The following is a 12304-nucleotide window of genomic DNA, read 5'->3' on the forward strand; positions in this document are numbered from 1 at the left end:
GCATCATTAATGGATTCATAGTTTGAAAATAAAGCGATTTTTTGCCAAAGACATGAGAACGGCGCTGCTCCAAGTGAAAGAGGAGTTAGGCGCGGAAGCGGTGATCATGTCAAACAAGAAAGTGGCTGGTGGAGTAGCGATTGTTGCGGCGATAGATAGTGAATCTAATCCGTCTCAAGCAAGCGCAGCGTCACAGCAAAATCGCGGTGCTTCTCAAACGAATCGCTATAACGAACATCGTCAAATGTCATCGTCTTCTGCTGATCGTTACCAAGATCGTCATTTAGATGAAGATAAAATTAGCCTGAACAGTAATAACAGTAACAATGAAAAAACAGGCTCAATGACGCAGCGATTCGCTAATATGCTTAAGCAATATAGCGGTGGTGCAGCAGATGCTGACGACCACGTAGCGGAAAATGAAGATTCGCTCTCTGCTTTGCTGCAACGCCAAAATAAGCATCGCGACGGCTACAACCAAGAAAAGCCAGCGCCATATCAACCAGATTCACCTTTGGCGAAGCTAATCGCACAGGACAATCGATTTGAACGTCCGACGCCCAAGCTGGACCCGACGCGCTATGACCGACGTCGCCCAAGTGATGAGCGTGACGAATCGGCCGATGAGCTAGAAAGCATGCGCGAAGAGATGACGTCAATTCGTCGTCTGTTGGAGCACCAAGTTTCTGGCCTGATGTGGCAAGAAGTAGAACGCCGTGAGCCGCTAAGAGCAATGCTGATTAAGCGCTTAGAGCGAATGGGCGTTTCTCCGGAGTTAGCAGACCAGATGGCCTGTTACATCCCGGAAGATACAAAGCCAGCGCGAGCGTGGAAAGCGTTATTGTCGCTGGTGGCGGACCAAATCAATATTCCTAAACAGGACATTTTAAAACGTGGTGGCGTAGTCGCATTGTTGGGTCCGACGGGGGTTGGGAAAACAACGACCGTAGCGAAACTCGCAGCACGCGCAGCCATGGAATACGGTGCCGACAATGTGGCCCTTGTGACAACAGATACATATCGCATAGGTGCACATGAGCAGCTCTCAATTTATGGAAGAATCATGGGTTGTCCCGTAAGAGTTGCTAAAGATTCTAACGAGTTAGCCGATGTTATATATCAGCTAAGAAACAGAAGACTGATTTTGGTCGATACGGCAGGGATGGGGCAACGAGATGTGAGGCTTTCCGAGCAGCTCGACACTCTAATGCAAGAGAGCGGAGAAGTGATTCACAGCTACCTTGTTTTGCCGGCTACCGCACAACGTCGTGTTTTACAAGAAACGCTGGATCACTTCCGACGTATACCACTTTCGGGTTGTATTATGACGAAGCTTGATGAGTCATTAAGCCTAGGCGAATTCATCAGTGTAGTGATTCAAAACGCAATGCCAGTAGCTTACATCGCTAATGGTCAGCGCGTACCAGAAGACATTGTGATAGCGCAACCAAAATATATGCTTGCGAAAGCAAATGAACTGTTAGAGAAGTCGACAGAGAACGAACCTCACTTTTGGAACAGTGACAGTGAAGGACTCTAAGGCGGCGGACTACTATGACTGAGAATATGATACACGATCAAGCAAGCGGCCTCCGTCGCTTAACACAACCATCGTTGACCAAAGTGATTGCTGTTACTGGCGGCAAAGGTGGTGTGGGGAAATCAAACGTAACACTGGGTCTGGCGATTTGTATGGCTCGCCAAGGCAAGAAGGTGATGGTTCTCGACGCTGATTTAGGTCTGGCCAATGTGGACGTGATGCTCGGAATTCGTGCAAAACGTAATCTAGGACATGTCTTAGCGGGTGAATGTGAGCTAAAAGATGCGATTGTCGAAGGGCCTTATGGTATAAAGATAATTCCTGCAACTTCTGGCACACAGAGCATGACAGAGCTTTCTCACGCTCAGCATGCCGGACTCATCCGAGCATTTGGTAGTCTTGAAGACGAAATGGATGTCCTGCTGATTGATACCGCTGCTGGTATCTCTGACATGGTAATCAGTTTTTCGCGAGCAGCTCAAGATGTGGTTGTAGTTGTGTGTGATGAACCGACGTCAATCACAGATGCCTATGCATTAATCAAGCTGTTGAGTAAAGAACACCAAGTTCAACGCTTTAAAGTTGTAGCAAATATGGTCAGAAGCTACCGTGAAGGGCGAGAATTGTTTGCAAAGTTGACACTAGTCACAGAGCGATTCTTGAATGTTAGCCTTGAACTCGTAGCATGTATTCCATTAGATGATAAAGTACGACAGGCTGTAAAAAGACAAAAAATTGTCGTTGATGCGTTCCCACGCTCGCCTGCCGCTTTAGCTATCAGCTCACTAGCAAACAAAGCGTTGACGTGGCCACTACCGAAAACACCAAGTGGACACTTGGAATTTTTTGTGGAAAGGTTGCTAAATCGTACCGAATTCGCAGAGGACCCTTTTGGTGAATAAAGCGATAACCTATGACCAACATGGCAAATTTAATAGCCAGCAGGCGTTCATTGAACGTTATTCAGTGTTGGTTAAGCGCATTGCTCACCACCTACTAGGCCGTTTACCGCCGAGTGTTCAGGTAGAGGATTTAATTCAGGCCGGCATGATCGGTCTTATCGAAGCTCAGCAGAATTATGATGGTTCTAAAGGTGCGAGCTTTGAAACTTATGCAGGTATCCGTATTCGTGGCGCAATGTTAGATGACATGCGTAAAGGCGATTGGGTACCGCGTTCTGTTCATAAAAATAATCGAGAGATTAACCAAGCGATTGCGGAGCTGGAAGGCGAATTAAATCGAGATCCTACTGATTCTGAAGTAGCCACGCATCTCGGTATGACACTGGATCAATATCATAGTGCTCTTACCGATATCAACTGCTCAAAATTAGTCGGTATTGAAGATTTAGGCGTTTCTGATGATGTGATTTCACCGGCGGATGAAACCGATGACAGCAACCCATTCAAAGGGGTAGTTGATGAATCATTTCGAAAAGCACTGGTTGAATCAATAAAACAGCTTCCAGAGCGTGAAGCTTTGGTTCTTTCGCTTTATTATGATGAAGAACTCAATTTGAAAGAAATTGGCGATGTGTTAGGCGTAAGCGAATCTCGCGTAAGTCAAATACTGAGTCAAGCGATGCAACGTTTACGTACCAAGCTCAGTGCGTGGACACAAAATGACTAAAAACACTGATTTTACGATTCAGTGGAGGCAATTTTGAATAAAAACATGAAGATCCTTATTGTTGATGATTTCTCAACAATGCGCCGTATTGTTAAAAACCTGCTTCGTGACTTGGGTTTCAATAACACTCAAGAAGCGGACGATGGTTTAACCGCATTACCAATGCTGAAAAAAGGTGACTTCGATTTTGTTGTAACTGACTGGAACATGCCAGGTATGCAAGGCATCGATTTGCTTAAACACATCCGCGCGGATGCAGAACTTAAGCATCTGCCAGTTCTAATGATCACGGCTGAAGCGAAGCGTGAGCAGATCATTGAAGCTGCTCAAGCAGGTGTAAACGGCTACATTGTTAAGCCATTTACTGCTGCAACATTAAAAGAAAAATTAGATAAAATTTTCGAGCGTTTATAACTCTCTCTTTCTCTTTGTTATTCGAGTCATTCATACCAATTATTAAATACCTATTAAATGACTCGTTTAGCGTTTTCAAAGTGATAAGAAGAACTAAACGTAAAAGGGTCTATTCAGAATGATCTCACTAGAGCAGGCGAAGTCACTCGTTCAAATGCTAGAAAACGGGGAACAAGACCAAGCCAATATGCTTGTTGCCTCGATCTACGAAGGTGCCGATAACCCAATGCTGCAAGAAATTGGAGCGTTAACTCGAGACCTTCACGAATCACTCAAGCAGTTCAGTCTCGATCAGCGCATGACCGAAATTGCGAAAGACGAAATCCCTAACGCTAGGGATCGTCTCAATTATGTGATCGAGAAGACAGAGCTTGCAGCCAACAAAACAATGGATGCGGTCGACTGCTGCCTTCCTATCGCTGACAACCTGCATGATTGCCTTCTAAAAGTTCGTCCTCAATGGAATGAACTCATGCACGGGCGCATAGAATTAAGCGAATTTAAAGCACTGTGCCACCGAATCGACGGGCTATTAGTGCAAGTCGAAGGTGACAGCACTGAATTGCGCGGCCAATTGACCGAAATTCTCATGGCGCAAGACTTCCAAGACCTAACTGGCCAAATCATTCGCCGCGTAATTACGTTGGTTAATGAAGTTGAAGGCCGCTTAGTGGAAATCCTAACCGTATTCTCTGGAAATAAACTTGAAGAACATATTCAAGTTTTGTCAGAACCGGCAGATAAAAAGAATACACAAACAAGCGAAGCCGAAGGCCCGATTCTTCATCCAGAACTGAGAGAAGATGCGGTTTCATCGCAGGACGAAGTCGATGACTTGTTGTCCAGTCTTGGATTTTAAAGGTAACGTATGAGCTACGATTTAGACGAAGATATTCTTCAGGACTTTCTCATTGAGGCTGGGGAAATTCTCGAGCTGCTTTCTGAGCAGTTGGTTGAATTGGAAAATAACCCAGAAGACAAAGACTTACTTAATGCTATTTTCCGCGGGTTTCATACCGTAAAAGGCGGTGCCGGCTTCCTTTCATTGGCAGAGCTAGTCGATACTTGTCATGGTGCGGAGAACGTGTTCGACGTTTTACGAAACGGTCAACGCACGGTAACGCAAAACTTAATGGATACGATGCTAAAAGCCTTGGATACGGTTAATACCCAGTTCCAGGCTGTTCAAGATCGTGAGCCGTTAGAAGCTGCGGACCCTGAGCTTCTTGAAGAACTTCATCGTCTATGCAAACCTGAGTCAGAAGATGAAGTAGCGGCAACCGTAGTTGAAGAACCAGTGGCTACTCCAGAGCCTATTATTCCCGAGCCTATCATCGAAGAACCTGCTGCGCCGTCAGCACCATCAAGTGTCGGCTCTGTTGATGAAATTACCCAAGACGAATTCGAAAAGCTACTTGATGAGCTTCATGGTAAAGGTTCAGCGCCAGGCACCTCAATGTCTGCGACACCTACAACGCCATCTGAACCGCCTCAATCGAGTGCACCATCAGTTGAAAGTGGTGATATCACTGATGATGAGTTTGAACGCTTACTCGATGAACTGCACGGTGTAGGAAAAAGCCCTTCTACGGCAGAGGCTGCTGCATCTGCATCCGTACCAGTAGAGCCACCTAAAGCGGCAGAGCCTTCCGCTCCAGTGGCATCTTCATCAAATCAAGACAGTGACTTAATGACGGACGAAGAGTTCGAAAAGTTACTCGATGAGCTACATGGTTCAGGTAAAGGCCCAACGCTAGAAGAATTGGACATGGCAACGAAGCCTGCTTCAGCAAACGTAGAGCAAAGCCCTGCGAAACCTGAGCCTGTTGCTAAGCCTGCACCTGTTCAAGCAGCGCCAGCACCAAAGCCAGAATCTAAACCAGTCGCGGTAAAAGAAGAAGCCAAAGCACCAGCGGTTAAAAAACCTCAGGCTGAAGCAACCGTTCGTGTTGATACCTCGACGCTTGATACCATCATGAACATGGTGGGTGAGCTCGTATTGGTGCGTAACCGTCTACTAAGCCTTGGTTTGAATAGCGACAACGAAGAGATGTCCAAAGCGGTCGCTAACCTTGATGTGGTAACTGCGGATCTACAAGGCGCGGTAATGAAAACGCGTATGCAGCCAATTAAGAAAGTGTTTGGCCGTTTCCCACGCGTTGTCCGTGACTTGGCTCGTAACCTAAATAAAGACATCGTGCTAGAAATGCGCGGTGAAGAAACCGATCTCGATAAAAACCTTGTAGAAGCATTGGCCGATCCGTTGATTCACTTGGTGCGTAACTCGGTTGATCACGGTATTGAAATGCCAGACGCACGCGCGAAGGCAGGCAAATCACGCACAGGTAAAGTGATTTTGTCAGCATCGCAAGAAGGGGACCATATTGAACTATCCATCGTAGATGATGGTGGCGGTATGGACCCGAACAAACTGCGTGGCATCGCGGTGAAGCGTGGCATGATGGATGAAGATGCGGCGGCACGTTTAACAGATAAAGAGTGCTTCAACCTTATCTTCGCACCTGGTTTCTCAAGTAAAGATAAAATTTCTGACATCTCTGGTCGTGGTGTGGGTATGGACGTGGTTAAGACGGCGATCAATACCTTAAACGGTTCAATCGATATCGATTCTGAGCTAGGCAAGGGCACTAAGATTACGATCAAAGTACCACTAACGTTAGCGATTTTACCGACTCTGATGGTTGGTGTTGGCGGTCATCCTTTTGCTCTACCATTGGCTTCGGTGAGTGAAATTTTCCACTTGGATCTTAGTCGTACAAACGTGGTAGATGGTCAGCTGACGATTATTGTGCGTGAGAAATCTATCCCACTATTTTACTTACAAAACTGGTTGGCATCCAAATCGCAAAACGTCCAAGAGCGTACTGGTCACGGTCACGTGGTGATTGTACAGATTGGTAACCAGCGCGTTGGTTTTGTTGTGGATACGCTTATTGGTCAAGAAGAAGTGGTTATTAAGCCACTCGATAATCTATTACAGGGCACTCCAGGTATGGCTGGTGCGACAATTACTAGCGATGGCCATATTGCATTAATTCTAGATGTGCCTGATTTACTTAAGCGATATGCTGCGGCTTCACGCCTTTAAGCAAAGCTGACGTTATTAAAAGGAATAAGATGGCGATTAAAGTACTAGTCGTTGATGATTCGAGTTTTTTCCGACGTCGCGTGAGCGAAATCATCAACTCAGAATCGCGCCTAGAAGTGATTGACGTTGCGGTAAATGGTAGAGAGGCGGTTGAGAAAGCCAAATCTCTCAAACCTGACGTCATCACGATGGATATTGAAATGCCAGTGATGGATGGCATTACAGCTGTACGTGAAATAATGGCCGCTGCTCCAACGCCAATTCTAATGTTTTCGTCCCTGACCCACGACGGGGCGAAAGCTACGCTTGATGCGCTAGATGCGGGCGCATTGGACTTCTTACCGAAAAAGTTTGAGGACATTGCGCGTAACCGTGAAGAAGCGGTGTCATTACTTCAACAGCGTGTGATTCAGATTGCCTCGAAGCGCGCTTTCATGCGTCGACCTATCGCTCGCCCAACAGCGAGTACCAGCACGACTACTCGATCATTAGGTTCAAGAACGGCTTCACCTGTGACTCCAACACCAACTCGACCTGCTGCGACAAAGTACCGTGCTTCTGGTAAGAAGTATCAACTGACGGCAATTGGCACATCAACAGGTGGCCCCGTTGCTCTACAAAAAATTCTGACGCGTTTGCCGATGAACTATCCGCATCCGATTGTATTGATTCAACACATGCCAGCAACGTTTACTGCTGCGTTTGCCAGTCGTTTGAACACCTTGTGCAAGATTCAAGTGAAAGAAGCACAAGATGGCGATGTGTTACAGCCCGGTGTGGCATACCTTGCACCAGGTGGGAAACAAATGATGGTGGATGGACGAGCGGGCGCTGCTCGTCTTCGCATTATTGATGGCGGCGACCGCATGAACTACAAACCATGTGTGGATGTGACTTTTGGTTCTGCCGCAAAAGTATATGGCGACAAAGTGCTCTCTTTAGTGTTGACAGGCATGGGTGCAGACGGTCGTGAGGGCGCTCGCATGTTGAAGTCTTCAGGCTCAACTATTTGGGCACAAGATGAAGAAAGTTGTGTTGTTTATGGCATGCCCCAAGCGGTTGCTAAAGCAGGCATTTCTTCAGAAGATTTACCGCTTGACCGCATTGCTGAACGCATGTTGGTGGAAGTTGGCCTAGCTTAGGATTCATCATGATTGTTTGGAGTGTAGCAAACCAGAAAGGAGGCGTGGGTAAAACCACCTCAACAGTGACATTGGCGGGCTTATTGAGCCAGAAAGGCCATCGAGTATTGATGGTTGATACTGATCCTCACGCCTCACTGACTACTTATCTCGGTTATGATCCTGATGCAGTAACTTCGAGCCTATTTGATTTATTCCAGTTGAAGACGTTTTCTCGTGAGACGGTTAAACCGTTGATTTTAGAAACAGAGCTGGAAGGAATGGATATCATTCCCGCGCATATGTCCCTTGCCACGCTTGATCGCGTAATGGGTAATCGCAGTGGTATGGGATTAATATTAAAACGGGCGCTGCAAACTGTCTCACAAGACTATGACTATGTGTTGATTGATTGTCCGCCAATCCTTGGCGTGATGATGGTGAACGCGTTGGCAGCCAGTGACCGAATTTTGATTCCTGTTCAAACAGAGTTTTTGGCGATGAAAGGTCTAGAGCGCATGATGCGTACGCTAACCATTATGCAAAAATCTCGCCCGGGCGGTTTCAAAGTGACTATCGTCCCAACCATGTACGATAAGCGCACGAAAGCGTCATTGCAGACATTGATGCAACTGAAAAAAGATTACCCAAATCAAGTGTGGACCTCAGCGGTGCCTATTGATACTAAGTTCCGCGATGCCAGTTTAAAGCACTTGCCAGCTTCGCATTTTGCATCTGGTAGCCGTGGTGTGTTTGCCTATAAACAGCTACTGATTTACCTGGAGAGGTTGGCGTTCGATGAGCAGTAATGATGTGCTGTCCAGTGAACAAGCACTTGATGACTACTTTAATGCATTACTGGATGATGAAACTGAAATAACGACTCTTGAGGAAGACCTTGACCTGTTGGCTCAAGAGGTATCATCTGCAGAGCCAGAGCCAGAGCCAGAGCCAGAGCCAGAGCCAGAGCCAGAGCCAGAGCCAGAGCCAGAGCCAGAGCCAGAGCCAGAATTACAGCTACAATACTCGGAGCCAGAAACGTACCAGTTTCAAGAAACATATCCGCCAGAGTTGGAAGCTCCAAACCTGGAAGATGTTCAAAGGCTATTAAGTCAGCTTGAAGCAAGCAACCCAGTGGCTGAGTTGGATATTGATAGTATTCTTGAACAAAATACGATTGATATTGCAGCAGAGATAAAAGCGGCTGAGCCTGAGGTACAAACCTTTAGTGAGGTGCCTGAGCTTCAGGGTGTTGAGGAAATACAGGACTGGGTGATTGATGAGCCAGTTTTTGAGGAAGCGCAACCAGAGGTGGATGAACCTCACGCAGTGATCGAACAAAGTATCAATATAGAATCGAACGTCGATACTGAACTCGAAACACAAGCAGATTCCGATATACCAACGGTCTGGGAAAGCACGAAGCGAAGTGAGGACTTCCAAGTTCTTTACTTTGATGTGAATGGTGTCACGTTTGCTGTACCTCTTGATGAGTTAGGTGGTATTCATCGCATTAGCGAGCTTAACCATTTGATAGGAAAACCCGCCTGGTATTTGGGGCTACAAACAAATCGCGAGCAACAGTTTGATGTCGTCGATACCGCGAAATGGGTGATGGCAGATAAGCTTCGTGATGATAGCTATAAAGATAACTACCAATATGTCGTCATGCTTGGTGAGAGCATGTGGGGGTTGGCCAGTAACCAATTAATGGGGACTGAAACGCTTAATATCGACAAGGTTCGCTGGCGTGAGCAGGCGGGTAAACGCCCTTGGCTAGCGGGCATGGTAAAAGAAAAAATGTGTGCCTTAATTCATGTCCAGGCGCTCATTGACATGCTAAACGCCGGTTTAGATGTCAAATCACTGAATTAGATTTAAGTCGGGAACGACATTAACGAGGATTAACTATGTCTCAAGCTTTTGAAGTAGAAGTGAAGAAAGATGCATCGAATGACGAAGTTCTTCAGTGGGTGACGTTCCAGCTAGAGGAAGAAACGTACGGCATCAACGTAATGCAAGTTCGTGAAGTACTTCGTTATACTGAAATTGCCCCTGTTCCAGGTGCACCAGATTATGTACTTGGTATCATCAACCTACGCGGTAATGTAGTTACTGTTATCGATACACGTTCACGTTTTGGCCTGATGGAAGGCGAAGTCACTGACAACACTCGTATTATTGTGATCGAGTCTGAGCGTCAAGTGATTGGTATCTTAGTAGATAGCGTGGCAGAAGTTGTTTATCTGCGTTCTTCTGAAATTGATACCACGCCTTCAGTTGGTACCGACGAGAGTGCGAAGTTCATCCAGGGTGTGAGCAACCGTGACGGCAAGCTTCTTATCCTTGTGGATTTGAACAAGCTGCTAACAGATGACGAGTGGGACGAGATGGCTCACCTTTAATGGCTGAATGATGATGGCTGAAGAGACTCTTTTATCTGCCCCATTCCTTGCGGGTGGCGTTGCTTTTATCGTGTTGGTATTGGTTGTTTTGCAACTGCGGATTCGCTCGGGGTTACAAAAGCAGTTAGATCAACGACGAGCTCAATCTCGACACGCAGATAAAGAAGTGCAAAAGTTGAGTAAGCAGTTACTCGAAGTGCGCTCGGTTGTTGTTGGTCTTGGACAAAAAGTGACCGAGCAACAAGACATTATTCAGCACTTAAACGAGAGAATTCGCGAACTCGAACACGCTGATACTGATGGTCGCTTGTACAGTCGCGCTTCTAAAATGGTACAGCTTGGCGCTGATATCAACGAGCTGATTGAAGAGTGCGAACTACCAAAAGCCGAAGCTGAGTTGATGCTTTCACTGCAGAAGAAACTGGCGGGGAAAGAGAAGATTCCACCATGAAGTGGTCAGCCATCAGATGACTCAGAATATCCAACGCGTGGACGTCGTCGACGCTAAAGGTTATCAAGCGAAAAAAAGAGGCGTTATTACGCCTCTTTTTTTGTTTTTAGCCTCTAATGCTCTTCTTAAATACAACCCTAGACAACCTTCAGTCGATCTTGCTCTTAGTTCTGGCCTCTCAAATTCAAAATGAGCGCTTATAACTACTTATAGTTAATTTTATTAAAGTGTGATGATTAATTAACAAAAATACATGAACTTACATGTAACCTAGCCCTCTTATCCTGTTTTGTCATAACTAAGCTGTGCTAATATAGCGGCTCGTTCATTTTTTAGTTGAAGCTCTATGTTAGAAGTGTCTAACCTGACAGCAATCCGTGATGAAAGGGTTCTGTTTGAAAACCTGCAGTTTGAAATTAAGCCTGGTGAATTGGTCCAGATCGAAGGGCGTAATGGTACTGGTAAAACTACATTGCTACGGATTGTGACAGGGTTAGGTGATAGAGAAGAAGGTGTCATTAAATGGAAAGGCGAAGAGGTTGAAAAATCTCGTGATGTTTTCCATCAAGATCTGCTTTTCTTAGGACATCAAACAGGAGTGAAACGAGAGCTTACCGCATTAGAAAACTTACGTTTTTATCAATCTATTCAAAATAATCGCTCTTCAGACGAAGAAATCTTTATCGCTTTGACTCAAGTAGGATTAGCTGGTCGAGAAGATGTGCCTGTAGCACAACTTTCCGCAGGTCAGCAACGACGAGTCGCATTGGCAAGGTTATGGCTCAGTAAGCAAATTTTATGGATCTTAGATGAGCCGTTGACTGCCATTGATAAGCAAGGTGTCAAGGTGCTTGAATCTTTGTTCGCAAGTCATGCTGATAATGGCGGTATTGTTGTGTTGACGACGCATCAAGATATGTTTGCGGACAGCCCGAAACTTAGAAAAATAAAGCTGGGTGACTGATATGATTTCCTCGATGACCACCATCATTCGTCGTGAGCTCCTAATCGCATTTCGCCGTCAGGCAGACATTCTGAACCCGCTGTGGTTCTTTATTATTGTCATTACTCTCTTTCCTCTGAGTATTGGACCAGAGCCTAATTTGTTAGCACGTATTGCAGCGGGCATCGTTTGGGTTGCCGCATTGCTGTCCGCCTTATTATCATTAGAGCGTCTATTTCGTGATGATTTTCAAGACGGTGCACTAGAACAAATGATGCTAATGCCGATTCCATTGCAACTTGTAGTGGTTTCAAAGGTCATAGCACATTGGTTGTTAACAGGGTTACCTCTGATTTTAATTAGCCCATTATTGGCGGTTTTACTTTCGCTCGACTTCAATACTTGGCTATCGGTTGTATTAACCTTGATGATCGGTACACCAACACTAAGTTTTATTGGCGCCATTGGTGTGGCGTTGACTGTTGGGTTGCAAAAGGGTGGCGTTCTTTTGAGTTTGCTTATTCTTCCGCTCTACATCCCAATTTTGATTTTCGCAACATCGGCAATTGATGCTGCCGCACTCGGTATGGCGTATAACGGTCAACTAGCGATTTTAGGTGCGATGCTAATGGGGGCGATGACATTAACGCCTTTTGCCATCAGTGCCGCATTACGAGTTAGTGTCAACTAAC

The 12304-nt window shown here is 45.9% G+C and carries 13 protein-coding genes; all 13 read left to right on the forward strand.

What is annotated here, in order from left to right; genetic code table 11:
- Positions 1–22: 22 nt before the first annotated feature.
- The 13 genes from flhF to ccmB all read left to right on the forward strand — a co-directional run bounded on the left by flhF (position 23) and on the right by ccmB (position 12303).
- Positions 23–1540, forward strand: a complete 1518-nt coding sequence (gene flhF, locus R8N28_RS18290) for a flagellar biosynthesis protein FlhF (RefSeq protein ID WP_025767171.1) — start codon at positions 23–25, stop codon at positions 1538–1540.
- A 14-nt stretch (positions 1541–1554) separates the two neighbouring features.
- Positions 1555–2442: a MinD/ParA family protein gene (locus R8N28_RS18295; RefSeq protein ID WP_005380498.1), complete on the forward strand. Its 888-nt coding sequence runs from the start codon at positions 1555–1557 to the stop codon at positions 2440–2442.
- Positions 2435–3169 carry an RNA polymerase sigma factor FliA gene (locus R8N28_RS18300; protein ID WP_005380499.1) on the forward strand — a complete coding sequence of 245 codons (735 nt, stop codon included), beginning with the start codon at positions 2435–2437 and terminating at the stop codon, positions 3167–3169. The genes R8N28_RS18295 and R8N28_RS18300 overlap by 8 nt, the downstream gene beginning before the upstream one ends.
- A 45-nt stretch (positions 3170–3214) precedes the next feature.
- On the forward strand, positions 3215–3583 hold the full coding sequence (cheY, locus tag R8N28_RS18305; protein ID WP_017635949.1) for a chemotaxis response regulator CheY: 369 nt from the start codon (positions 3215–3217) through the stop codon (positions 3581–3583).
- 118 nt (positions 3584–3701) lie between these two features.
- Positions 3702–4442 (forward strand): protein phosphatase CheZ, encoded by a 741-nt coding sequence (locus R8N28_RS18310; RefSeq protein ID WP_005380502.1) that lies wholly within the window; start codon positions 3702–3704, stop codon positions 4440–4442.
- Between the two features lie 9 nt (positions 4443–4451).
- Entirely contained in the window at positions 4452–6692 is a 2241-nt protein-coding gene (locus tag R8N28_RS18315) for a chemotaxis protein CheA (protein ID WP_005384459.1), read from the forward strand.
- 29 nt (positions 6693–6721) lie between these two features.
- Entirely contained in the window at positions 6722–7834 is a 1113-nt protein-coding gene (locus R8N28_RS18320; RefSeq protein ID WP_005380504.1) for a protein-glutamate methylesterase/protein-glutamine glutaminase, read from the forward strand.
- An 8-nt stretch (positions 7835–7842) separates the two neighbouring features.
- Entirely contained in the window at positions 7843–8622 is a 780-nt protein-coding gene (locus tag R8N28_RS18325) for a ParA family protein (RefSeq protein WP_005380505.1), read from the forward strand.
- Positions 8612–9688: a chemotaxis protein CheW gene (locus R8N28_RS18330; protein WP_017635946.1), complete on the forward strand. Its 1077-nt coding sequence runs from the start codon at positions 8612–8614 to the stop codon at positions 9686–9688. Before R8N28_RS18325 ends, R8N28_RS18330 begins: the two co-directional genes overlap by 11 nt.
- A 35-nt stretch (positions 9689–9723) precedes the next feature.
- Complete coding sequence (locus R8N28_RS18335) at positions 9724–10218, forward strand: chemotaxis protein CheW (RefSeq protein ID WP_005380507.1); 495 nt, start codon at positions 9724–9726, stop codon at positions 10216–10218.
- A 13-nt stretch (positions 10219–10231) separates the two neighbouring features.
- Positions 10232–10669 (forward strand): DUF2802 domain-containing protein, encoded by a 438-nt coding sequence (locus R8N28_RS18340; protein WP_318183394.1) that lies wholly within the window; start codon positions 10232–10234, stop codon positions 10667–10669.
- Between the two features lie 346 nt (positions 10670–11015).
- Positions 11016–11633: a cytochrome c biogenesis heme-transporting ATPase CcmA gene (ccmA, locus tag R8N28_RS18345; protein WP_005380511.1), complete on the forward strand. Its 618-nt coding sequence runs from the start codon at positions 11016–11018 to the stop codon at positions 11631–11633.
- Between the two features lies 1 nt (position 11634).
- Positions 11635–12303: a heme exporter protein CcmB gene (gene ccmB, locus R8N28_RS18350; protein WP_005380512.1), complete on the forward strand. Its 669-nt coding sequence runs from the start codon at positions 11635–11637 to the stop codon at positions 12301–12303.
- Position 12304: the final 1 nt, after the last annotated feature.

The sequence above is a fragment of the Vibrio sp. Vb1554 genome, assembly GCF_033344235.1.

Coding starts and splice junctions, on each gene's coding strand:
- R8N28_RS18295 (WP_005380498.1), top strand. CDS start 1,555: ATGACTGAGAATATGATACACGATCAAGCAAGCGGCCTCCGTCGCTTA.
- cheY (WP_017635949.1), top strand. CDS start 3,215: ATGAAGATCCTTATTGTTGATGATTTCTCAACAATGCGCCGTATTGTT.
- R8N28_RS18310 (WP_005380502.1), top strand. CDS start 3,702: ATGATCTCACTAGAGCAGGCGAAGTCACTCGTTCAAATGCTAGAAAAC.
- R8N28_RS18315 (WP_005384459.1), top strand. CDS start 4,452: ATGAGCTACGATTTAGACGAAGATATTCTTCAGGACTTTCTCATTGAG.
- R8N28_RS18320 (WP_005380504.1), top strand. CDS start 6,722: ATGGCGATTAAAGTACTAGTCGTTGATGATTCGAGTTTTTTCCGACGT.
- R8N28_RS18325 (WP_005380505.1), top strand. CDS start 7,843: ATGATTGTTTGGAGTGTAGCAAACCAGAAAGGAGGCGTGGGTAAAACC.
- R8N28_RS18330 (WP_017635946.1), top strand. CDS start 8,612: ATGAGCAGTAATGATGTGCTGTCCAGTGAACAAGCACTTGATGACTAC.
- R8N28_RS18335 (WP_005380507.1), top strand. CDS start 9,724: ATGTCTCAAGCTTTTGAAGTAGAAGTGAAGAAAGATGCATCGAATGAC.
- R8N28_RS18340 (WP_318183394.1), top strand. CDS start 10,232: ATGGCTGAAGAGACTCTTTTATCTGCCCCATTCCTTGCGGGTGGCGTT.
- ccmA (WP_005380511.1), top strand. CDS start 11,016: ATGTTAGAAGTGTCTAACCTGACAGCAATCCGTGATGAAAGGGTTCTG.
- ccmB (WP_005380512.1), top strand. CDS start 11,635: ATGATTTCCTCGATGACCACCATCATTCGTCGTGAGCTCCTAATCGCA.